A 19,870-nucleotide genomic window follows, 5' to 3' on the forward strand; every position below is an offset into this window, starting at 1 on the left:
TATTATGTCCGAGACCGCACCACGCGACTCCCTGACGTCGGTCGACGAGACGAGTGGGCGAACGGTCTACTACGACGAGGACCGTGGCACCTACCACACGTGGTGTGACGGCAACTCGTACGAGCCGGTGAGTACGGCACTGCTCCTGACGGTCTCGTCGGTGTTCGAGGTCGATCCGGACGATCTCGAGACGCTCTCGGACTACATCGAACCCGATGCGCTCAACGCGCTGTTCAGCCACTGGCGGCGCAACGGGGCGCGGGCCGATGGCGGGTCAGTCTCGTTTCCCTTCGCAGAGTGTACCGTCACGGTCCATGCCAACGGGGAGCTGGTGATCAAACCGGCACACCGGTACGCTGCTCCGAACGGTACCTGACGGGACAGTAATCGCGACGGGTCAGCGATTCGCGCACGTCAGCCATTGTCAGCTGTCGTCGTTCCGAACGGGCTCGAGGACGACTCGATCACCGGGCTCGAGGCCGGAGGCCTCGTCACCACGACCCTGATTGACGTCGAGTTCCACGTAGCCGTGGCTGCCGACGGTCGCCAGTCGCTCGCCGGCTGGGACGGCCGCGAACGTCTCGCCGACCGGGACGGGCTCGTCGTTGGCCCGGACCCGCTTCAGGTCGTCGAGAATCGACCCCGGCACGTTCGTGATGACGTTTCCGAAGTCGTCGACCACCAGCACCTCGCCCACTGCTCGCTCGTCCTCGAGCGTCGGGCTCGGCAACTCGAGGTCGACAGCGGGTGTCGTCGGCTCGAGCCACGCGAGGGACTCGAGACTCGTGACGCCGGCGTCGTGGACCGCGGCGGCAGCCGGCGCGAAGACATCCCGCCCGTGGAACGTGTTGCTTCGGCTCCGTGGCGAATGCGGTCCGCGTGTGTCGGACCCGGATCGAGTTGGTGTCGTCGGCTCGACGGGGCCGAGGCCATCCTCGTCGATTACATGGGTCTCGAGTCGATCCGTATCGCCCGCGAGTCGCCGCGCTGCGGGAAGCAAGACGCCGTTATCGGGACCCACGAGGGTATGTTCCCCGGCGCGGACGACCAGCGCGTCGCGGTCGGTCCCGACGCCAGGGTCGATGACGACGAGATGGGTCGCTGGCGGAAAATAGGGTAACACCTCTCGGAGCCAGAAGGAAGCCGTGCGAACGTCCTGTCGGGGGAACTCGTGGGCGACGTCGACCAGTCTGGCGTCCGTTCGCTGCACGATCACTCCCTTCATCGCCGCCGGATACGGCGTGCCGAAGTCCGAGGAAAGCGTGATCATAGTCGCCGCTACGACTCGACACCTCAAATCAGTCGTCGTTCGCGTTCGAGTCCGAGCCGCTGACCATCTGGATGCGCTCGATGCCGTTCATCTCCTCGATGACCTCGGTGACGGCTTCGGGGACGAGCGACTCCCAGTCGCCGTCGGTGATCATCCGCTCGCGGACCTCCGAGCCCTCGAGTACTTCCCGGTTGAACATCGGCGACTGGCGGATCTCGATCCCGGCTTCCCGAAAGAGTTGGATGACCAGCGGGTTGTTCGAGTAGGCGACGTCGAAGTCCGGACTCATGCTCTGGACGTGGCTGACCCACACTGAATTGCGCTCTAAGTCTTCGATCGGGACGGCGTAGGTCACGAGGTCGTAGTCGACCAGCGACTTCGTGATCATCATGATCCGCTCGCCTGCGGTGAACGGATTCCGGACGGTGTGGGAATCGTCGGCGCTCCCGATCCCGAGGACGAGTTCGTCGACGTCGTCGGCGATCCGTTCGACCATACTCAGATGCCCGTTGTGGAAGGGCTGGAAGCGACCGATGTAGAACCCCCGAGTCATGCCGGATACTGCTCTATCAGCACGCTTAAGCGTGGCGAGTTGCCCGTGAATTCCGATCTGTGAGAGAGATCTTCGCACGTCCGGCCCCTCCTGTCACGACATGGTCGGCTGCGGACCAGTCCCACAACGATATATTCGTGGCAGGTTATATTTGTACGAAAGTCTCCCCTGACTTCGAGCGTTTCGCCCTGTCGACCGCTGTGTCCGCCGGTATCCGCAACTGACACCATCCTCCGCATGGAGAAAGTATATCAGTCCCAATCCCTTCGACACAGGTACTGAACAGAGTTCTATGAGTAACGATACGAACGTTGACGACCCTCCCGAAGACGCCCCTGAGACTGTTCCCGAGGACGAACAGTCCGAGCGTCAGGGAGAGCGGTCGCCGCTCGAGGGCGACGGCGACCGTCGTACCGACGTCGACGATCCAACTGACGGGTTCGAGCAGGCGTCCGACGAGGACGACGAGATCGAGACCGTCGAAGACCTCGGCAGCACGGTCGAGGTCGATCCCGGCGTCGAGGTCGACGAGGAGATCGCCGAGGAAGACCTCCTCGGCGGTCTCAAGATCGACTCGACGGAGGACATCGAAGTCCCCGATCGACTCGTCGATCAGGTCATTGGTCAGGACGAGGCACGAGATATCATTATCAAGGCGGCAAAACAGCGCCGGCACGTCATGATGATCGGCTCGCCGGGGACCGGCAAGTCGATGCTGGCGAAGGCGATGAGCCAACTGCTGCCGAAAGAGGACCTCCAGGACGTTTTGGTCTATCACAACCCCGACGACGGGAACGAGCCGAAGGTCCGCACCGTCCCCGCCGGGAAGGGCGAACAGATCATCGACGCCCACAAGGAGGAAGCCCGCAAGCGCAACCAGATGCGATCGATCCTGATGTGGATCATCATCGCGGTCGTCATCGCCTATGCGATCTTAAGCAGCGCCAGCCCGCTGCTTGGCATCCTCGCAGCAGGGATCATCTGGCTGATCTTCCGGTACACGTCCCGCGGGACCGACGCGATGGTCCCCAACATGATCGTCAACAATGGCGATCAGCGCGTCGCTCCCTTCGAGGACGCGACCGGTGCCCACGCCGGTGCGCTGCTGGGCGACGTCCGCCACGACCCCTTCCAGTCCGGTGGCATGGAAACGCCGAGCCACGACCGCGTCGAACCCGGTGCGATCCACAAATCGAACAAGGGCGTGCTGTTCGTCGACGAGATCAACACGCTCGACATCCGCACCCAGCAGAAGCTGATGACGGCCATCCAGGAAGGCGAGTTCGCCATCACGGGCCAGTCCGAGCGCTCCTCGGGCGCGATGGTCCAGACCGAACCCGTCCCCTGTGACTTCATCATGGTCGCTGCGGGGAACCTCGACGCGATGGAGAACATGCACCCTGCGCTCCGCAACCGGATCAAAGGGTACGGCTACGAGGTCTACATGGACGACACTATCGAGGACACCCCCGAGATGCGGCGCAAGTACGCCCGCTTCATCGCCCAGGAGGTCGAACGCGACGGCCGCCTGCCCCACTTCACCGACGACGCCGTCGAGGAACTCATCCTCGAGGCCAAGCGCCGCTCGGGCCGGAAGAATCACCTGACGCTGCACTTCCGCAGCCTCGGTGGGCTGGTCCGCGTCGCTGGCGACATCGCCCGCGCCGAGGACCGTGAGCACACCACTCGCGAGGACGTCCTGCAGGCCAAGCAGCGCTCCCGGTCGATCGAGCAACAGCTCGCCGACGACTACATCGAGCGCCGCAAGGACTACGAACTGCAGGTCACCGAAAACGGCGTCGAGGGCCGTGTCAACGGCCTCGCCGTCATGGGCGAGGACTCGGGTATCATGCTCCCGGTCATGGCCGAAATCGCGCCCGCCCAGGGTGGCGGCCAGGTGATCGCCACCGGCAAACTGCAGGAGATGGCCGAGGAGTCGGTCCAGAACGTCTCCGCGATCATCAAGAAGTTCTCCGACGTCGACCTCTCGGAGAAGGACATCCACATCCAGTTCGTCCAGGCCGGCCAGCAGGGTGTCGACGGTGACTCTGCCTCCATCACGGTGGCAACCGCCGTCATCAGCGCGCTCGAGAACATCCCGGTCGATCAGTCGATCGCGATGACTGGCTCGCTGTCGGTCCGTGGCGACGTGCTCCCGGTCGGTGGGGTCACCCACAAGATCGAGGCCGCCGCGAAAGCCGGCTGTGACACGGTCATCATTCCGAAGGCCAACGAGCAGGACGTGATGATCGAAGATGAGTACGAGGAGATGGTCGATATCGTCCCCTGTTCGAACATCAGCGAAGTCTTAGACGTCGCCCTGATGGGCGAACCCAAGAAGGACTCGCTGGTCGACCGCCTCAAGTCGATCACCGACGCCGCGTTCGACCAGGGTGCCGTCGGCTCCGCCAGCGGCTCGAACCCGAGCCCGCAGTAAATGCCGCAGTGGGCGACGTTCCTCGGGCTGACGGGCGTCGTCCTCGTCTTGCTACTCGTTTTATCGCATCTGACGCAAGCCGCGTTTCACGCCGATGACATCGACGCCAGCGGCGGCGACGATCGATTCGACGCGGTGGCCCACGATACCGACTGGCCCGATCGAACCCCCGACGAATCGCTATCGTCTCATGCGCCCGCGAGCGTGCCGGAATCGATCGATGGCGACCGCCCTGCCGACGACGAGCGAGCCCCGACTCGCGTTGACGGCCGACCGCGCGACTCGAGTGGGGCAGGAAAGACGGCCACGTCGGCCGACCTCCGGCCCGCCGCCGATCGTGCGGTCGATCCGTCGTCGCTGTCGACGGGGGCGCTCCTCGCGAACGTCGCCTTCTCACAGGGACTGTTCGCGCTGCTGTTGCTCGGGGCGGCGGTCTACACGGCGATCCCGGCGTCGGCGCTTGGTATCGAGTTCTCGGTCGCGTACCTCGAAACGGGGCTCGTGATTGGAGTGGCCGCCGGAATCGCCATCTACGTCGTGAACGAACTCGCCGCGGCGACGGCGACCCACTTCGGCTTCGACCACGACGAGACGCTCCGGGACCTGCTCGCTCCCGATTCGGTCGGCGGCTGGCTCGTGTTGTTGCTGGGTGTGTTGCCGATCATCGCCGTCTTCGAGGAGTTTCTCTTCCGCGCGGCGTTGATCGGCGTCCCTGCCGCTGCCGGTTTCGGCCTCTCGCCGTGGCTGCTTGCGGTTGGTTCCTCGGTTGCGTTCGCCCTCGGCCACGGCATGCAGGGCTCGGTCGGCATCGTCGTCACTGGTCTCCTCGGGTTCGTCCTCGCGGCCGTCTTCATCGTCACCGGGAGCCTGCTGGTCGTCGTCGTCGCTCACTATCTGATCAACGCCCTCGAGTTCGTCGTCCACGAGGGACTCGGTCTCGAGTGGGCCGAGACCCTCGAACACTAAGGCCGGCGAACGGGTGGATAGAGTATGGACGTGACCGCCGGGTCGACGGCCCGCTCTCGAGCGATCAGTGCCCTGATTCTCGGGTATTTCGTCGTGCTGATCTATGCGACGATCGCAAACGATCCGCTGGCGGCCGCCGTCGCCGAAGTCGGCTTCGGCATCATCGCGATCGCCGTCGGGGTGATGTTGTACGACGGAGCGACGGACTGGCGATCGGCACAAACCGTGGCTGCGGGCTGTCTCGTCGCCGGTGGAATCCTCGCGTTCGGGAGTGTTCTCACGGGACTGGCTGCCATCGATCTGCTCTCGTCGGTCCTCGTGGTGCTCGGTGTCGGCAGCTACGTCTACGCCGTCTGGACCGCGACCTGACCGATTTAGGACAGCGCTCGAGAACACGACCTGCTACTCGAGCCACTTGCGATGACAGTTCTCGATGGCCATCGGAAGCACGATACCGAGAACGCAACGCTGTCAAAACTGCTCGAGTCCCGTCTGTTCGGCCTCGGCGAGCGCGTCTTCGCAGGTCGACCACGACTCGCGGGCGAACGGGGGAAGCTCGCCGTGTGCGTCGACGTACGATGTGAGGAACTCGCGGGTGGTCGAGTCACCCGGGTAGCCGCTGCCGACCGGCCCGTACTCGTCGGCCAGCGCAGCGACGTGGGCGTCGCGTTCGACCTTGGCGATGATACTGGCCGCGCCGACCAGTGGCGAATCGTCGTCGGCACCGTGGCGGGCGTCGACGGTGAGCCGTTCAATCGAGCAGGTCTCGCTGACCCGGCGGGCGAACCGATCGGCGTCGGTATCACAGGCGTCGCAGAGTCCCGAAATCGCGTCGCTCGAGTCATCGTTGCACTCGCAATCTGCGACGGCGTCTTCGATCGCGTTCGCGTGGGCTGTGACCGCCAGCGAGTTCATGTCCGTTTGGGGGTCGTCGATCCGCGCCGGCGTGATCTCGGCGACGCCGATCTCGATTCGGTCGTCATCCCGCAGGATTGCCGCCAGTTCCTCGCGGCGCTCGGGCGTGAGCCGTTTCGAGTCTCTGATGCCGTCGGGGAGGCCGTCCGGGTCCTCGAGATACACGGCCGCGGCGAACATCGATCCCAGCGCGGGGCCTTTGCCGGCTTCGTCGACGCCGAATGGCATACCACGAGGGTCGACTGCGGATACGAAAGTCGTTGTGACTCGTCGATCAGTCGGCCGTCTCCGCGAGTTCGTCGTCGCGATCCGCCCGTGGCTCGCTTCTGAAGTATTCCTCGAGCTCGAACGGCTCGTGTTCCCCTTCGACGCCGGTGACGTCGAGCGCGGTCACTTTGGCGTCGGTCTCGAGCAAGCCTGCCAGACTCGGCTCGGTACGGCCGTTGTCGCTGCTGATCAGCTCTTTGACGTAGAGGCCACCTTCGCCGTGGAGGCGGACCTCGGCCTCAGTCGGCTCGTGGAGGTCGCCGTCGATTTCGTAGACCGTCCGTTCGCGGGTCAGCCCCGCCCGCCGGTGGTCGACCCGCTCGGGGGTGTACTGGTCGACGGTCGTCCCCTCGAGTTCCGCGAGTGCGGCGTCGAACGCGGCTTCCTCGACTGGCTCCCCAAACACGACGTCGGCTCGGTAGTGCTTGCTCGCGTCGTGTTCCTTGACGCGCTCGACCATCTCGTAGGTCGCCAGCCGCAGCCCCTCGACCTCGACTGCGCCCTCGGCGGCGTCGTTGATCTCGCGCTCGAGTGTCGCCGGATCGGGATCGCGGTTGTGGGGTCGTTTCACCTCGAGAACGAACGGCCGGCCCTCCTCGAGCATGCGGGCGTCGACGTCTTCGCGGCCCGCGCCGTGAAAGGTGCCCTCGTCGCCGTCCATCGCCTCGACGACGTGCGGGCGGACGACCTGTTCGACGCTGGTATCGTACATGTACCCAGAGCCGCCGCAGTACTCGCAGTCTACTTCGCCGTCGTCGCCCAACTGAACGCCGCTGCCGCCACACTCCCGGCAGGGCCACTCCGTCTGGGGGATGTCACGCTCGAGTTTCCGGTAGCGGCCGTAGACGAACGCGGGATTGATCTGGACGTCGACCGCGTGGCTCGTGACGGTGCCCGATTCGAGCGTTTCGAACGGATCGAACCCCTGGAGGTCGACGACGGCGAGCACGTCCGGCCGGTCGAAATCGACGTCGGTATCGGTCAGCGCGCCGACGCGTCGGCCGACTTCGCGGTTCATCTCGCGCTTCATCGACTCGCCGACGTCGGGCTCGAGGCCGGCGTCTTCTCGAAGCAGGCGTTCGTTCTCTTCGACCAGCGGCGGGACGCGGGTGCCGACCTGGTAGGTCGCGAAGTCGACGTCTGCGAGTTCGTCGACGATCGTCTCGGCGATGGCGTCGAAGGTGCCACAGTAGCCCTCGCAGACCCAGCAGTCCGCGGGGTCAGTTGGCTCGAAGTCCTCGTCGTCGGCCAGTGCGACCGTCGTGCGCAGCGCCCCGCCACGCTCGGCGTTGGTCAGCCCGAAACTCCGGTCGGCGAAGGGCCGACCGAGACAGGAATCGCAGATGGTGCCCGTCGAAAGCAACGCGCGGGCGTTGTCCGTGATCATGTCTCGGGAGTGGGGCGGCGCGGGTAACACGTTTTCCCTTCGAAGCGACGGCGTGAGACTCGCTTGCAGCGGGAATCACCCGTCTGGCCTCGTTTGGGGGTCGAGCTCGTGCTTGCTCGTGCAAGCCACAGTCCGGAGGTTCAAATGGGTCGGGTCCTAGCCACCAGTCATGAACGATTTCCGACCGGATCGTCGGTCCTTTCTCGCCGCTGCGGGTGCCGGACTCGTCGGTGCGATCGCCGGCTGTGCCGAGCCCCGCGCCGATCAGTCGATCAAGGGTGACTCCTCGGCTACCATCGACCGGGGCGACCTCGCTGACGGCTCGGCGTTTACGGACATCTACGACGCGGTCATCGACTCGGTCACGCAGGTGCGCGTCTTCGGCGTCACGAACCCGAACACTGGTGCCAAGGGTCGCGGGCAGGGATCGGGCTTTCTCTACGACGACCGCCACGTCGTCACCAACGACCACGTCATCGCCAACGGCGAGGCGGCGGATCTCCAGTACACGAACGGTGACTGGACGAGCACCACGCTCGCCGGTCGCGACGCACATAGCGATCTGGCCGTCCTCGAGGTTGACCACGTTCCAGAGACCGTGGCGCCGCTTTCGATGGCCGACCAGCGCCCCGTCGTCGGTCAGCAGGTCGCAGCCATCGGGAACCCCTACGGGCTCTCGGGGTCGATGTCGGCGGGGATCGTCAGCGGCGTCAATCGGACGCTTACGCTTCCCGAACGTCGGTTCTCGTTTCCTAACGTCATCCAGACCGACGCCCCTGTCAATCCCGGAAACAGCGGTGGTCCGCTCGTCGACCTCGACGGGGAGGTCATCGGGGTCGTCAACGCCGCCAGTGGCGACAACATCGGCTTCGCCATCTCTGCGGCGCTGACCAACCGTGTCGTCCCGGCACTCATCGAAACCGGCGAGTACGAACACTCGTATATGGGAATCGGCCTGCGAACTGTCGACCGCCTCGTCGCCGAGGAGAACGACCTTTCGACGGCGGCCGGTGTCATGGTCACCGCCGTCATCGACGGCTCGGCCGCCGATGGCGTCCTTCGGCCGGCCACCCGGACCGCCGAGCGACGTGGCGCACAACTCCCAGTCGGGGGAGACGTCATCCGCGAACTCGACGGCACGCCGATTCCCGACCGACACGCCCTTTCGACGTATCTCGCACTCGAGACCAGCCCCGGCGACACGATCGAGGTTCGACTCCTGCGCAACGGACGGTGGCGTACCCGGGACCTAACGCTCGGTGCCCGACCGCAGATATAGACCGTTAGCAGCCTGAAGATCGTGCGTACGCCGCGTTCGGCCGATCGCACAGAACCGGACTGCGCCCGGCCGAAACGAGGTATTACTGTGACTGTCCCGTCCTCGTTTCGAGATATAGGATAATCATACACATCAAGGTCCGTCACGTTCTTTCTCGAGCGGTAGAGAGTTCTGAAACCGAATGCTACCAACGAGGGGGCCCCAGTAAAGACTTGATAACAATGTGCACACATGTGGCGATCACAGCTGGTGTGAGTCTTCACCAGATGTTGCATGACCGACGCCGATACCACCCTCCCTGACAGCACGGAACCGACGTTCGAACTCGACCACATCGTGGTGGAAAACGATGACGGGCCAAACGAGTGTGCGATCTTCCCGCCAGAGGCCGAGGAGACGGAGCTGCTGACCGCCTGGATCTCGGCGCACGAAGGCGCGTACGTCGACCTCGAGTCGATGCACTAGTGCCATGCACCTGAGTCACTCCGTCACCGCTGCCGGGTTCTGGCTTGGCACCCTGCTGCCGGTCGTCTACATCCCCGTTATCCTGTCCGGGATCGACTCGATGGGACGCCTCTCGCTACTCGTTGCACTGCTAGCGTTTCACGCACTTGCGCTGGTTGTCGGCCACGACTATACGGGATCGCGGTCGCAGTGACGGCTAGTCGAGCGAGGGCGACCAGACCTGTACGCGTGGCGTCCCACACTGATCACAGACGACCGCTTGCTTGTCCTTGTACGTGTCCCGCTCGAGTTCGCCGTCGGCGCAGTCTGGACAGGAGCGGCCCGCGAGCGTCGCGAGCAACTGCTGCGTACCACCGGACTGCGGCGGCTCTGATTTCGCCATGTAATCACTGCATACCGGAGAGAAGGGAAACAGTTGGCCATGCCTATGCAGCCTCGCGCGTGACTCGAGTCGAAGCAGCTATGGCCGCGTCCGGTGAAAGCCCGGAAAATGTGGCCATGGGGACACCTCGCCGTCGCCTATCTGCTCTGTACCGTCGTCACGCACCGCCGATTCGGTCGACCGCCGCGTGCCTGGCCGGCGATCGCGCTCGCCGTCGGCTCGCAGACGCCGGATCTGATCGACAAACCACTCGCGTGGAACGTCGGCGTCCTGCCCGGCGGCCGGACGCTGGCCCACTCGCTTTTCGTCGTCGCCTGCCTCGTCCCGGCCGTCCTGATCGCTGCGGAGCGACTCGAGGGCCGTGCGGTCGGCGTCGGCTTTCTGATCGGCTACGGTTCGCACCTGCTGGCTGATATCCCGCCGGCGGTTCTCTCGGGAGAGTTCGCACACGCCGCGTATCTCCTCTGGCCGGTGCTCGAGCAACCCCCCGAGGACCCCGTCGCCGGCATCCTCGACGCGATCCTCCACTACTACGCGCTGGGCCCCTACGAGTGGGTGCAGTTCGGGCTCTTTGCGGTCGCCGCCCTGGTCTGGTATCGCGACGGAATGCCCGGGCTCGGACTGGTCGCGGCTCCGCTCGAGCGCCGACTCGGGATCGGGTCCTGACCGTCGGTGGCCATCCGATTGCCTGCCAAATCGTGGAGGCTATCCCATCGGCCGGCAACGCTCTGCTATGCGCCAGTTCGTACTCATTGGTCACGACGTGCCGACGACGCCCGACTTCTCGCTCGACGATCTCGCGGGCGGAGCCGGCCGCCTCGACGCACTCTGTCGGTCGATCACCGCCGCGTTCGTCACGTCTCACGGCATCCGCGAGGACGTCCGCGTCCACCTGATCGCCCAGGACGAACTCACCATCACTTTCGACGGCAGCGAACTGCAGCGGCTCAACCCCGACGAGCGGAGTACCGCCGCGTTGGTTCGCAAGGCCCTCGAGCACCGCGACGAGGCCATCGGGGCACTGCCCGCAGAGCCCAGTCCGGGCGTCGAACTCTACCGACGTGGGTTCGCGGACACGCTCGAGGAGATCGCCGACGGCGGTCCGATCGTCCAGCTCCACGAGGACGGCGAGGCAGTCGTCGACGTGGGCGCGGAGCGGCTTGCGGACGCGGTGTTCGTGCTCTCGGATCATCGTGATTTCACGGACGCAGAAGTGGACGTGCTCGAGGAGTCTGCCGACCAGCGGCTTCGACTCGGACCGCAGTTGCTACACGCCGATCAGGCGATCACCGTCGCACACCACTATCTGGATACGGACGGCTACGAGCGGTTCTGAGCAGGGGTACTCGCAGTGTCACGGGCTCTGGTGCCGATTTGATCAGTGTATTCGGAAGCGTTAAAAGAGCGGACGTGTTGCGTTCGAATGCGGGCCGGTGGGGTAGCTTGGTATCCTTCGGCCTTCGGGTGGCCGTAACCGCAGTTCGAATCTGCGCCGGCCCACTTTTCCCGCATCGCAAAACCGTGAGCGACAGCGAGCGGTCTGCGATGCGGGGGAATGGAATCTGTGCCGGCCCTTTCTCCCGCTAATCAACGACGAGCGGCGTGGTTCCAATAGGTGGTCACGGTCAGCGCCAGCCGTTGGCAACTGGATCGATCGGCCGGCTAATTACATGACCCGATCCGGTCGAATCCGCAAGATCACGCGCTCGGATTCGATCGGGTTCGGGTACTCGTCGGCGTCCATGTATCGCTGGGCGAGTTTATCGATGTGTGCTCGAGCGCCGTCGGTCGTAAGTTCCTCGACCTCACCGATCACCGAGAGGTGGCGGTAGGGGTCGTCTGGATCGGTCATACTGACGCCGACGCCGGGGGTGCGCGCCGCGTTCCGTGCTTTTTGTCGATGCCGTTCGGTATTGACGAGCAGGCGGTTGTCGTCCGCGTCGTAGTCGATCCACACCGGCGTGACGTGTGGCAGTCCCTCGTCGGTCAGGGTCGCGACGTGGGCGAACGTTTGCTTCTCGAATAAATCGTGGAAGTCGTTGGGGATCGAGGCCATGAGTACCACGTCGTCCACCTCCTGTGATCTTGTGTGTGATGCCTACACTTTCCATGCGCTGACGATCACCCCAGACGGTCTGCTGTCCCGAGTTCCCGGTGCACCTGCAGGACGGGTGGCGGGTGCGCCGGAACCCACTGACAGGAGTCCGTATCAGTCGACCTGAATCCCGCGCCTGGCCGAGAGCGCGGGATAGCGACCACGCAAGTGACGGCTGACGGCTTATGCTCTCCGCAAGTGTCTCCACGCCTGTATGACTGATCGACAGTCGTCGACTCGCAGACGAGTACTGACACTCACAGGAGCCGCTGCCTCGACCGCTCTCGTTGCTGGCTGTGGTGGTCCGAGTGGCAATGGTGGTAATGGCGGTAATGGCGGTACCGAGGAAGAGAACGAGACCGGCATGAACGAGACGAACGAGACCGATATGAACGAGACGAACGAGACCGATATGAACGAGACGAACGAGACCGATATGAACGAGACCAACGACACCGAAAACGAAAGCGAATAGCCGTCCTCTCTTGGGGGCCGAACGGACCTCTCGAGTCCACACACCGTGCCGGCTGTGTTGGAGTCGAACCCTGTGGCCCCTCTCCACTGGGCCAGTACCCCCAGTCACGTGGGCCAGGCCGTAACCGTTACCGGCTCCGACTCCGTCTCTCGGACAATGACCGACGGACTCGAGTCGGACGTCGAGCGACTGGACGGCATCGCCGAGCGACGGGACGAACTGGCTGCCCGTGTGCGGGCCCACGCCGGTGAGATCGCGCGGGAGCTCGCCGTATTACAGGGTGGCGACTACGGGCAGGAAACGTTCGATACCGACGGCGGTAGCTGGACGATCAAGTACGAGGCCGGTGACGTCCAGTATTTGCGATTCGATCCCACCTCGGGGTCGGAGACGTACGTCGTCTCGAGCAAGCAGCCACCCGAACCCGAGGCCTTAGAGACGGCGATGGCCGACTACGGGGCGTTCGTCGCGGCGTACAATGAGTACGTTCGTTCGCTCGACGGGCTGTTCGCGGACGTGCCCGAGGAGTTTCCCGAGATCGAGTCGACGGCGGAACTGGTCGCCGAACGGGACCGGATCGTCGAGCGCGTCCGTGAGGTCGGCGACGCGATGGCGGCTCAACTCCATCGGTACGACGGCGAGTACGGCACCTACGCGACGACGATTTCGGGCACCCGCTGGGAACTGAAGTGGGACGGCGACGTTGCCTCGTATCTACGTATCGGCGGCTCCAACGGTACCTACCTCCTCTCACAGTACGGGCCGCCAGCAGCTACTGAAGTTCGCCGGCTTGCTGCCGACGTCCCGGCGTTCGTCGCCGCGTTCAACGACCACGTCGACGACCTCGAGGCGGATCTCGCGCAGGTCAGTTTCGGCGGCGACTAGTGTACTGTCAGCCGTGAGTTGAAAGGCTCATATTGTCGTGGATAGTAGGTTGGTGGCAATGACCCAGTCGACGTATCCAATCGAGTTGACCGAAGAAGAGCGAGATACACTGAACAGCATTACATCGCACGGCGTCCACCGGGCGCAGAAGATTACTCGCGCACGTATCCTCCTCCAAGCCGACGACGGTAAGAGTGACTCGGCGATCGCCGAGTCACTCGGCTGTAGCCCGAGTACTCCGTGGCGAACACGGAAGAAGTTCCACGAACGTGACCGGCTCGAAGCCATCGAACGCAAGGATCCTGACCGCACCTACGAACGCAAACTCGACGGTGAGGACGAAGCTCACCTTATCGCCCTCGCGACCAGCGAACCGCCCGAAGGCTACTCCCAGTGGTCGCTCCGGCTTCTTGCCGACGAACTCGTTGTCCTCGAGGAGATCGACCACGAGTCGATCTCCCACGAGACCATTCGTCAAGTCCTCAAAAAAACGAACTCCAGCCTCACCGATCCAAACAGTGGGTGATTCCGCCGGGTCAAGACTCCGAGTTCGTCTATCACATGGAGGACATCCTCTCGCTCTACCGCGAACCATACGATCCAGACCGACCTCTCGTCTGTTTCGACGAGCACCCGACACAGTTGATCAAGCACGTCAAGCAACCGCGCCCGGCAGAGCCGGGCACGGTTGCCCGTGAGGATTACCACTACGAGCGCAACGGCACCAAGAACCTGTTTCTGGCCTCCGAACCGCTCGCCGGCTGGCGAGCGGTAAGGGTCAAAGACCGACGAACCACCGAAGACTGGGTGCATTTCATCCAGCATCTCGTGGATCAGCACTACCCGGATGCGGACTGCATCCGGGTGGTGCTGGACAATCTCAACACGCACAACCCAGCTGCCTTCTACGAATATTTCGAACCGGCTGAAGCACGTCGGTTACTCGACAAGCTCGAATTCCACTTCACGCCAGTCCATGGCAGTTGGCTCAACATGGCGGAAATCGAGTTCAATACGCTGCAACAGCAGTGTCTCGACCGACGTATTCCCGATGCGGCGACACTCCGTCAGGAGGTCGCCGCATGGAAAAAGGAACGAAACAGCGGTGAAACGGATATTGACTGGCGATTTACGACCGACGATGCTCGCATCAAATTGAAACGCCTATATCCTTCAATTGACGCCTGACAGAGCACTAGACGTCACCAGCGTCAGCAACCACGAGCGAACCGCAGTGGTGGCATGACTGTCTCGAGCCTCGAAGCGGTTTCGGAGCGATATACAGGGGACCCAAGCGCTCTATACCGGAACTAGTAGCCGTTTTGTACCATCTGAGCGTAGAAATCGGTGGCGACGACGGTCGCCAGGACTACCATGGATGGCTCTGCTGACGGAATCGATGAGGGTACTGCCCACGAGTATGCGGCTGCCACCGACGCGGTCGACGCCGAAGAGTTGGCACTGTTCGATGCCATCGTCGTTCGATACGAATCCGGAAGCGATCGCTGTACGCTCGTTCCTCACGAGGGATCTACAACGGAGAAACTGAACGCCTGGCTGACCGCAGACCTCGAGCTGGTCGTCGACCTCGACGATGCTCGGTGATGGCGAGACCGAGCGCTGCACGGTTTCTCACCAGTTGCTGTGAGTCTGACGCCGTCGCAGAAATGGGACCCCGCCCCTCACGGAGCGAACGGCCGCTGCCGTGAGCGAGTGGGGTAGTTCAGACGTCGACGTACTGATCGACCCACTTCTGACGGCGCTGGAGTGCACGTCTGCCTTTCGGCGTCAGCGCGTAGTAGTTCGTTCGCCGGTCGAGTTCACCTTTTTCGACGAGTTCTTTCTCGACGAGCGTGTCGAGATTGGGATACAGCCGACCGTGTGTGACCGGCTGATCGATGTAGTCGTTGATGTCGTCGAGAATCTCTTGACCCGACGGCCGATCTTTGCCTGCGATCACGTACAGCAAGTCACGTTGGAAGCCAGTTAGCTGATCCATGGATCACCCTCTGAGTGACGACGTTCACCGCTCTGTGGTTTTGTTATAGAGCGGGTACGGACAGAATGCGTCCCATAGGATCGCTGTCTGCCGAGCGTGGCCGGTGATAGCAGCCACGTATCGACATCGCATGTGCACACAGTCATGACGCGGCGCTTTTGACGATCACTACCGTATCGGCCGCTATGCCAACCGATCAACTGGCCTGGAAAACACGTGAGCGCCGGGTAGCCTACTCCTGTCCGGGGTTCGACGTGGTTAACGAGTCCGTTCAACTTCCCGATGGCACCGAAACCGAGTTCGATTATCTCTCCGAGTCGCCGAGCGTCTGCGTCCTGCCGTTTACGCCCGACGGCGACGTCGTCTGTATCGAGGAGTGGCGACAGGCCGTCTCGCGAATCAGTCGCGGGCTCCCCGTCGGCGGCATCGAACCCGACGACGACGACCTCGAGGCCGCAGCCCATCGCGAACTCGCCGAGGAAACCGGCTACGAGGCCGACCGCCTCGAGCCGCTGGTGTCGGTCGAACCCGCGAACGGAATCGCGGATACGCGCTTGCACTTTTTCGTCGCCGACGGCTGCCGGCCAACTGCCGAACAGCAACTCGATCACAACGAGAGCATTCGTCCGACCGAGCTGTCGTTTGCGGACCTGACCGACGCGGTCGCAGCCGGTGAGATCGACGACGGCCGGACGGTACTCGCGGTCTCCTACTACCGACTGGTCGAGCCAGCGTGTGGCCCCGCCGAAAAATAGTGATCGGTACTGCAACGCGCCAATCAACCGGTGCGATCCGGTGATCTGCTGAGACCGTTACTCCGTTTCGTTTGTCGCGTTGCCAGTCCCCTCGTCGGTTTCGTTGGTCACGTTATCGGTCTCGTTGCTCGTTTCGTTGGTTGTGTCGCCGGTTTCGTTGGTTACGTTGCCAGTCTCGTTACCGGTTTCATTCGCCCCGCCGTCGGCTGGCTGCTGCAGGGCTTCCTCGAGACCCTGCGTTTCGCCGATAGTGAGAGTGTTGACGGTGCTATTTTCGACCGTCATCGATCCGGCTGAGACGGACGAAATCGTCTCGCCCGTCGCCGTCTCGTTACTATCCGCGGCGGTCTCGTTTTCGGCCGTCTCGGTGTCTCCCTGCTGGGTCTCGATGGTGCCGACGGTCATCGCTTCGACTGTGATCTCGTCGACGTCGAACTGCTCGATGGTGAGCGACTCGATCTGCTGGATGCTTTCGTTGCTATCGGTTGCGGTGTCGTTCGTCTGGTTTCCGCCGTCACCGTCGCCGCCGAACAGGCCGCCGACGGTGTCGGCGATGCCGGAGAGGATACCCCCGTCGTTACCGCCACCGTCACTATCACTGTCACCGTCTTCGACGATCAGGTCCTCGATCGTCAGTTGGTCGACGTTCATCGACTCGATCGTCATGTCCTGTACCGCGACCGTGCTGGCGTCCTCGTCGACGACCTGCTGAAGACCCGTTTCTGACTCGTTCTCGCCGTCGGTTTCGTTGGCGTCCGTTTCGTTCTCGCCGTCGGTCTCGGTGACGGCCATACTCTCGTTAGCGCCGTCGAGTTCGTCGAGCGAGACGTTCTCGAGTACCAGCGATTCGAAGGCGACGTTCGAGATCGTCACCTCGGAGGGGTCGTCGTCCGCGGTTTCATTATTTGCAGTCTCGTTATCTGCGGTCTCGTTGTCCGCGGTCTGGTTCCCGTCGGTCTCGTTGAGTTGCTGTTCGAGCTGGTCGGTGTCTCCTTGGACATCGAGTTGCTCGACCGTGAGTTCCTCGATCGTCGCGTTCTCGATCGTGACGTTGTCGAGTTCCAGTGTACCGACCTGGACGTTTTGCAGCGTTGCGCTCGTCTCGCTCATGTCTCCGGCGTCGTCGTTCGTGGCCGTGGTCGCGCCACCGACGAGGGCGGGACCCCCCGCGAGCGTGACCAGCAGCGCGACGAACACAACACCGAGTATCTGCGGTCGTGAATCCATACGGGTGGATCGACGGCCGTTTCCGAGCTAAAATGAGCCGACCGTTACGAGATTGTTTCACCGAAAACACCCATTATGGCTGCTCGAGGTCTCTGCTCCGGGCATCCGGACAAATACCTCACCGCTGCGGTGCCCGAGTGGGTTCCAAGCAGCTGCTTACCCGCGATCCCGCGTCAAAACCTTTGGTTGCCCCTCGAAACACAAGCGTCGCCTCGCGTCGCCGACAACCGATCACGGCCGTAGTAGTTACTCGAGTCGGAGTTCGCGCGTCTCGACGGCGTCGCAAGCCGGACAGACGAACTGGTACTGGACCCGTTCGCCCGACGTGGTCACGCGCCAGCCGCCGTCGGTGTCGAGATAGCCACACGACGGACAGCGGAGTTCCGATTCGTCGAACTTTTCGCGGAGTCGCTCGAACGGCGAACGATATGCCGACATATGATATCATATGACACGACTCTATATAACACTCTAGGCTCGCTGGCGGTTCACTGTCCCGTCTGCCGATCACAACGATTCTTAGGTGTCACGACCTAGTATGGCGTATGGACGATGTCGATGCGGATCGCGGCGGTGGTCTCGGTGACGCTGCCGGAGCGGTGCGTGCACTCGAGCACGTGGTCGATCCGGTAGTGGCAGTCGCCGATGGGACGATTACGTACGCGAACGCGGCCGCTCGCGACGCCTTCGAAATCGGTGACGCCGACCGCGACGCGGCGACCGCACTCGGGGCGCGCTGGAACCGGCTTGCGACGGCAATCGACGAGACGACGGTCGGGACCGCTCGCCGGATCGACCTCAGCGGAGACGACGGCGGTGCGCGTATCCACCGCGGTACCGACGGGGCGACGATCACGTTCGATCGCGGCAGTGCCGGCTCTGACAGCGACGACGAGTTGGACGGTTCGTCGGCGGGAACGAGCGACCGACTGGTGAAAGATCGTGCACTCGAGGAGGCCCCCGTCGGAATCACCATCTCCGATCCCGATCTCGATGACAACCCGCTGGTCTACGTCAACGACGCCTACGAGGAGATGACTGGCTACGAGTACGACGAGGTCGTCGGCCGGAACTGCCGGTTTTTGCAGGGTGAGGAGTCCGACGAGGACGCGATCGCCGAGATGGCGGCGGCGATCGACGAGGATCGACCGGTTACCGTCGAAATCAAAAACTACCGGAAGGACGGGACCGAGTTCTGGAACGAGGTAACGATCGCGCCAGTTCGCGACGAGGACGATCGTGTGACCCACTACGTCGGCTTCCAGAACAACATCACTGCGCGCAAGGAGGCCGAACTCGCACTCGAGCGCCGAACCGAAGAGCTCGAGTACATCCTGGATCGCGTCGAGGGACTGATTCAGGACGTCACCGACGTCGTCGCCGGCTCGACCGACCGCTCGGAACTCGAGGCCGAAGTCTGTGAGCGGATCGCCGCCGAGGACGCCTACAGCGGGGCCTGGATCGGCGAGCGGAACCCGGCGACTGACACGATCAACGTTCGCTCGAGCGTGGGGGCCAGTCCCGACCGCGATCGGCTTGGGACGGACACCGAGCATCCAGCCGTGGAGACGCTCGCGACCGGCGAGCCCGCAGTTGACACCGCCGATGGAACGACGGTCGCTGCGTTCCCGCTGTCGTACAACGATATCGAGTACGGCGTGTTGACCATCCGAACGGAGCGGACACGCGCCGTCGACGACCGCGAAACTGTCATCCTCTCCGCACTCGCTCGCGCGGTCGCCAGCGGGGTCAACGCCCGCGAGACCAGTCGCGTGCTCACGACCGACGCCGTCGTCGCCGTCGAACTCGAGGTGACCGATCGGGCGCTTGCACCCGTCGCCCTCTCGGCCGACGCCGAGTGCCAACTCGAGTATCGCCGCTCGGTCCACAACACCGGCGACGAGACGGCGTCGCTGTTTACCGCCACCGGCGCGAGCGCGGACGAGCTCACTGCGGCCGCCGCCGACCTCCCCGACGTCGACTGTCGCGTCGTCGTCGAACGCGACGAGGAGGTGCTGATCGAACTGCGCGGCGCGGACGACCTCGTCGGCTGGCTCTCCGAGCGCGGCGTTCGCACCCAGGCGATCGACAGCGAGGCCGGGCGCGCGCGCCTCACCCTCGAGATCCCCCGCTCGGCGAACGTCCGTGCGGTCGTCGAAGCCGTCGAGGACCGCTATACGGGAACCGATATCGTCTCGTTCCAGCAACGCGAGCGCGAGGGCGAAACCCGCGAGGAGTTCGCCGCCGGACTCGAGGAGGCGCTGACCGACCGCCAGTTCGGCGCGTTACAGCGGGCGTATCTCGGCGGCTACTTCGAGTGGCCGCGGCCGACGACCGGCGAGGAACTCGCCCAGTCGATGGGCGTCTCACGGCCGACGTTCCACGAGCATCTGCGGACGGCCGAGGCGAAACTATGTCGGGCGTTCTTCGGCGACGCATAGCAGGATTCGAGACTGTCTCGGCTCGAAACCGGTAGTCGGGGCTTAGCACCGAGCACGGCCGTGGATGGTCGC

The 19,870-nt window shown here is 63.7% G+C and carries 24 protein-coding genes and 1 tRNA gene; 16 read left to right on the forward strand and 9 right to left on the reverse strand.

What is annotated here, in order from left to right:
* Window positions 1–4: 4 nt before the first annotated feature.
* Window positions 5–376, forward strand: coding sequence for a HalOD1 output domain-containing protein (locus tag E2L06_RS02935; RefSeq protein ID WP_138778443.1), 372 nt, complete (start codon window positions 5–7; stop codon window positions 374–376).
* A gap of 48 nt (window positions 377–424) precedes the next feature.
* Here the strand turns inward: E2L06_RS02935 and E2L06_RS02940 are convergent, their stop codons facing one another.
* Window positions 425–1,270, reverse strand: a complete 846-nt coding sequence (locus tag E2L06_RS02940; protein ID WP_138778445.1) for an S-adenosyl-l-methionine hydroxide adenosyltransferase family protein — start codon at window positions 1,268–1,270, stop codon at window positions 425–427.
* 28 nt (window positions 1,271–1,298) lie between these two features.
* Window positions 1,299–1,823, reverse strand: a complete 525-nt coding sequence (locus E2L06_RS02945; protein ID WP_138778447.1) for a nicotinamide-nucleotide adenylyltransferase — start codon at window positions 1,821–1,823, stop codon at window positions 1,299–1,301.
* Window positions 1,824–2,115: 292 nt separating this feature from the next.
* On the opposite strand from E2L06_RS02945, the gene lonB reads away from it, so the two are divergent.
* The 3 genes from lonB to E2L06_RS02960 are packed head-to-tail and all read left to right on the forward strand — an operon-like array spanning window position 2,116 to window position 5,595.
* Window positions 2,116–4,260 carry an ATP-dependent protease LonB gene (lonB, locus tag E2L06_RS02950; RefSeq protein ID WP_138778450.1) on the forward strand — a complete coding sequence of 715 codons (2,145 nt, stop codon included), beginning with the start codon at window positions 2,116–2,118 and terminating at the stop codon, window positions 4,258–4,260.
* Window positions 4,261–5,226, forward strand: a complete 966-nt coding sequence (locus E2L06_RS02955) for a CPBP family intramembrane glutamic endopeptidase (RefSeq protein WP_138778452.1) — start codon at window positions 4,261–4,263, stop codon at window positions 5,224–5,226. It abuts the gene before it with no gap.
* Between the two features lie 24 nt (window positions 5,227–5,250).
* Entirely contained in the window at window positions 5,251–5,595 is a 345-nt protein-coding gene (locus E2L06_RS02960; protein ID WP_138778454.1) for a hypothetical protein, read from the forward strand.
* A 102-nt stretch (window positions 5,596–5,697) separates the two neighbouring features.
* Here the strand turns inward: E2L06_RS02960 and rnhB are convergent, their stop codons facing one another.
* Together rnhB and E2L06_RS02970 are read right to left on the reverse strand one after the other, a co-directional pair.
* Window positions 5,698–6,369, reverse strand: a complete 672-nt coding sequence (gene rnhB, locus E2L06_RS02965; RefSeq protein WP_138778456.1) for a ribonuclease HII — start codon at window positions 6,367–6,369, stop codon at window positions 5,698–5,700.
* 46 nt (window positions 6,370–6,415) lie between these two features.
* A complete protein-coding gene (locus E2L06_RS02970; protein WP_138778458.1) occupies window positions 6,416–7,795 on the reverse strand; it encodes a tRNA pseudouridine(54/55) synthase Pus10 in 1,380 nt (459 codons plus the stop codon).
* 169 nt (window positions 7,796–7,964) lie between these two features.
* Between E2L06_RS02970 and E2L06_RS02975 the strand changes: the two genes are divergently transcribed.
* The 3 genes from E2L06_RS02975 to E2L06_RS02985 all read left to right on the forward strand — a co-directional run bounded on the left by E2L06_RS02975 (window position 7,965) and on the right by E2L06_RS02985 (window position 9,732).
* Window positions 7,965–9,074, forward strand: a complete 1,110-nt coding sequence (locus E2L06_RS02975) for a S1C family serine protease (protein WP_138778460.1) — start codon at window positions 7,965–7,967, stop codon at window positions 9,072–9,074.
* Window positions 9,075–9,347: 273 nt separating this feature from the next.
* A complete protein-coding gene (locus E2L06_RS02980) occupies window positions 9,348–9,539 on the forward strand; it encodes a hypothetical protein (RefSeq protein ID WP_138778462.1) in 192 nt (63 codons plus the stop codon).
* A gap of 4 nt (window positions 9,540–9,543) precedes the next feature.
* Window positions 9,544–9,732, forward strand: a complete 189-nt coding sequence (locus E2L06_RS02985) for a hypothetical protein (RefSeq protein WP_138778463.1) — start codon at window positions 9,544–9,546, stop codon at window positions 9,730–9,732.
* Between the two features lie 3 nt (window positions 9,733–9,735).
* Here E2L06_RS02985 and E2L06_RS02990 read toward each other — a convergent pair whose 3' ends face one another.
* Window positions 9,736–9,921 (reverse strand): HVO_A0556 family zinc finger protein, encoded by a 186-nt coding sequence (locus E2L06_RS02990; protein WP_138778465.1) that lies wholly within the window; start codon window positions 9,919–9,921, stop codon window positions 9,736–9,738.
* Between the two features lie 108 nt (window positions 9,922–10,029).
* On the opposite strand from E2L06_RS02990, the gene E2L06_RS02995 reads away from it, so the two are divergent.
* The 3 genes from E2L06_RS02995 (at window position 10,030) to E2L06_RS03005 (ending at window position 11,421) form a co-directional block, all read left to right on the forward strand.
* A complete protein-coding gene (locus E2L06_RS02995; RefSeq protein ID WP_138778467.1) occupies window positions 10,030–10,587 on the forward strand; it encodes a metal-dependent hydrolase in 558 nt (185 codons plus the stop codon).
* A gap of 67 nt (window positions 10,588–10,654) precedes the next feature.
* Window positions 10,655–11,257 carry a tRNA (pseudouridine(54)-N(1))-methyltransferase TrmY gene (gene trmY / locus E2L06_RS03000; RefSeq protein ID WP_138778469.1) on the forward strand — a complete coding sequence of 201 codons (603 nt, stop codon included), beginning with the start codon at window positions 10,655–10,657 and terminating at the stop codon, window positions 11,255–11,257.
* 91 nt (window positions 11,258–11,348) lie between these two features.
* Window positions 11,349–11,421: transfer RNA gene (locus E2L06_RS03005), tRNA-Pro, on the forward strand.
* A 166-nt stretch (window positions 11,422–11,587) separates the two neighbouring features.
* Here E2L06_RS03005 and E2L06_RS03010 read toward each other — a convergent pair.
* The gene (locus tag E2L06_RS03010) at window positions 11,588–11,977 is read right to left on the reverse strand and encodes a PPOX class F420-dependent oxidoreductase (RefSeq protein ID WP_138782486.1); all 390 of its coding nucleotides are present in this window, start codon (window positions 11,975–11,977) and stop codon (window positions 11,588–11,590) included.
* Window positions 11,978–12,230: 253 nt separating this feature from the next.
* On the opposite strand from E2L06_RS03010, the gene E2L06_RS03015 reads away from it, so the two are divergent.
* The 4 genes from E2L06_RS03015 to E2L06_RS03030 all read left to right on the forward strand — a co-directional run bounded on the left by E2L06_RS03015 (window position 12,231) and on the right by E2L06_RS03030 (window position 14,981).
* The gene (locus E2L06_RS03015; protein ID WP_138778471.1) at window positions 12,231–12,491 is read left to right on the forward strand and encodes a hypothetical protein; all 261 of its coding nucleotides are present in this window, start codon (window positions 12,231–12,233) and stop codon (window positions 12,489–12,491) included.
* A 156-nt stretch (window positions 12,492–12,647) separates the two neighbouring features.
* Window positions 12,648–13,376 (forward strand): hypothetical protein, encoded by a 729-nt coding sequence (locus tag E2L06_RS03020; RefSeq protein ID WP_138778473.1) that lies wholly within the window; start codon window positions 12,648–12,650, stop codon window positions 13,374–13,376.
* Between the two features lie 58 nt (window positions 13,377–13,434).
* Window positions 13,435–14,564, forward strand: a protein-coding gene (locus E2L06_RS03025) for an IS630 family transposase (RefSeq protein WP_138778477.1) whose coding sequence is annotated in 2 segments (ribosomal slippage) — window positions 13,435–13,861 and window positions 13,861–14,564 — 1,131 coding nt in all. Because the reading frame shifts where the segments join, the coding sequence is not laid out codon by codon here.
* A gap of 186 nt (window positions 14,565–14,750) precedes the next feature.
* A complete protein-coding gene (locus E2L06_RS03030) occupies window positions 14,751–14,981 on the forward strand; it encodes a hypothetical protein (protein WP_249361359.1) in 231 nt (76 codons plus the stop codon).
* Between the two features lie 118 nt (window positions 14,982–15,099).
* Here E2L06_RS03030 and E2L06_RS03035 read toward each other — a convergent pair whose 3' ends face one another.
* Entirely contained in the window at window positions 15,100–15,375 is a 276-nt protein-coding gene (locus E2L06_RS03035; protein ID WP_008009301.1) for a PadR family transcriptional regulator, read from the reverse strand.
* A gap of 185 nt (window positions 15,376–15,560) precedes the next feature.
* Here E2L06_RS03035 and E2L06_RS03040 point away from each other — a divergent pair, with 185 nt between their 5' ends.
* Complete coding sequence (locus tag E2L06_RS03040) at window positions 15,561–16,130, forward strand: NUDIX hydrolase (RefSeq protein WP_138778481.1); 570 nt, start codon at window positions 15,561–15,563, stop codon at window positions 16,128–16,130.
* 57 nt (window positions 16,131–16,187) lie between these two features.
* On the opposite strand, the gene E2L06_RS03045 is transcribed toward E2L06_RS03040, so the two are convergent.
* A complete protein-coding gene (locus tag E2L06_RS03045; RefSeq protein WP_138778483.1) occupies window positions 16,188–17,357 on the reverse strand; it encodes a hypothetical protein in 1,170 nt (389 codons plus the stop codon).
* Window positions 17,358–17,603: 246 nt separating this feature from the next.
* Window positions 17,604–17,795 (reverse strand): HVO_0649 family zinc finger protein, encoded by a 192-nt coding sequence (locus E2L06_RS03050; RefSeq protein WP_138778485.1) that lies wholly within the window; start codon window positions 17,793–17,795, stop codon window positions 17,604–17,606.
* 107 nt (window positions 17,796–17,902) lie between these two features.
* On the opposite strand from E2L06_RS03050, the gene E2L06_RS03055 reads away from it, so the two are divergent.
* Window positions 17,903–19,798 carry a bacterio-opsin activator domain-containing protein gene (locus tag E2L06_RS03055; RefSeq protein WP_138778487.1) on the forward strand — a complete coding sequence of 632 codons (1,896 nt, stop codon included), beginning with the start codon at window positions 17,903–17,905 and terminating at the stop codon, window positions 19,796–19,798.
* Window positions 19,799–19,870: the final 72 nt, after the last annotated feature.

Origin of the sequence: Haloterrigena sp. H1 (genome assembly GCF_005938085.1) — an archaeon.
GTDB lineage: Archaea > Halobacteriota > Halobacteria > Halobacteriales > Natrialbaceae > Natrinema.

Excerpts from the sequence above, each read along its gene's own strand:
- E2L06_RS02935 (WP_138778443.1), top strand. The coding sequence starts at position 5 with ATGTCCGAGACCGCACCACGCGACTCCCTGACGTCGGTCGACGAGACG.
- E2L06_RS02940 (WP_138778445.1), bottom strand. The coding sequence starts at position 1,270 with ATGATCACGCTTTCCTCGGACTTCGGCACGCCGTATCCGGCGGCGATG.
- E2L06_RS02945 (WP_138778447.1), bottom strand. The coding sequence starts at position 1,823 with ATGACTCGGGGGTTCTACATCGGTCGCTTCCAGCCCTTCCACAACGGG.
- lonB (WP_138778450.1), top strand. The coding sequence starts at position 2,116 with ATGAGTAACGATACGAACGTTGACGACCCTCCCGAAGACGCCCCTGAG.
- E2L06_RS02955 (WP_138778452.1), top strand. The coding sequence starts at position 4,261 with ATGCCGCAGTGGGCGACGTTCCTCGGGCTGACGGGCGTCGTCCTCGTC.
- E2L06_RS02960 (WP_138778454.1), top strand. The coding sequence starts at position 5,251 with ATGGACGTGACCGCCGGGTCGACGGCCCGCTCTCGAGCGATCAGTGCC.
- rnhB (WP_138778456.1), bottom strand. The coding sequence starts at position 6,369 with ATGCCATTCGGCGTCGACGAAGCCGGCAAAGGCCCCGCGCTGGGATCG.
- E2L06_RS02970 (WP_138778458.1), bottom strand. The coding sequence starts at position 7,795 with ATGATCACGGACAACGCCCGCGCGTTGCTTTCGACGGGCACCATCTGC.
- E2L06_RS02975 (WP_138778460.1), top strand. The coding sequence starts at position 7,965 with ATGAACGATTTCCGACCGGATCGTCGGTCCTTTCTCGCCGCTGCGGGT.
- E2L06_RS02980 (WP_138778462.1), top strand. The coding sequence starts at position 9,348 with ATGACCGACGCCGATACCACCCTCCCTGACAGCACGGAACCGACGTTC.
- E2L06_RS02985 (WP_138778463.1), top strand. The coding sequence starts at position 9,544 with ATGCACCTGAGTCACTCCGTCACCGCTGCCGGGTTCTGGCTTGGCACC.
- E2L06_RS02990 (WP_138778465.1), bottom strand. The coding sequence starts at position 9,921 with ATGGCGAAATCAGAGCCGCCGCAGTCCGGTGGTACGCAGCAGTTGCTC.
- E2L06_RS02995 (WP_138778467.1), top strand. The coding sequence starts at position 10,030 with ATGTGGCCATGGGGACACCTCGCCGTCGCCTATCTGCTCTGTACCGTC.
- trmY (WP_138778469.1), top strand. The coding sequence starts at position 10,655 with ATGCGCCAGTTCGTACTCATTGGTCACGACGTGCCGACGACGCCCGAC.
- E2L06_RS03010 (WP_138782486.1), bottom strand. The coding sequence starts at position 11,977 with ATGGCCTCGATCCCCAACGACTTCCACGATTTATTCGAGAAGCAAACG.
- E2L06_RS03015 (WP_138778471.1), top strand. The coding sequence starts at position 12,231 with ATGACTGATCGACAGTCGTCGACTCGCAGACGAGTACTGACACTCACA.
- E2L06_RS03020 (WP_138778473.1), top strand. The coding sequence starts at position 12,648 with ATGACCGACGGACTCGAGTCGGACGTCGAGCGACTGGACGGCATCGCC.
- E2L06_RS03030 (WP_249361359.1), top strand. The coding sequence starts at position 14,751 with ATGGATGGCTCTGCTGACGGAATCGATGAGGGTACTGCCCACGAGTAT.
- E2L06_RS03035 (WP_008009301.1), bottom strand. The coding sequence starts at position 15,375 with ATGGATCAGCTAACTGGCTTCCAACGTGACTTGCTGTACGTGATCGCA.
- E2L06_RS03040 (WP_138778481.1), top strand. The coding sequence starts at position 15,561 with ATGCCAACCGATCAACTGGCCTGGAAAACACGTGAGCGCCGGGTAGCC.
- E2L06_RS03045 (WP_138778483.1), bottom strand. The coding sequence starts at position 17,357 with ATGGATTCACGACCGCAGATACTCGGTGTTGTGTTCGTCGCGCTGCTG.
- E2L06_RS03050 (WP_138778485.1), bottom strand. The coding sequence starts at position 17,795 with ATGTCGGCATATCGTTCGCCGTTCGAGCGACTCCGCGAAAAGTTCGAC.
- E2L06_RS03055 (WP_138778487.1), top strand. The coding sequence starts at position 17,903 with ATGGACGATGTCGATGCGGATCGCGGCGGTGGTCTCGGTGACGCTGCC.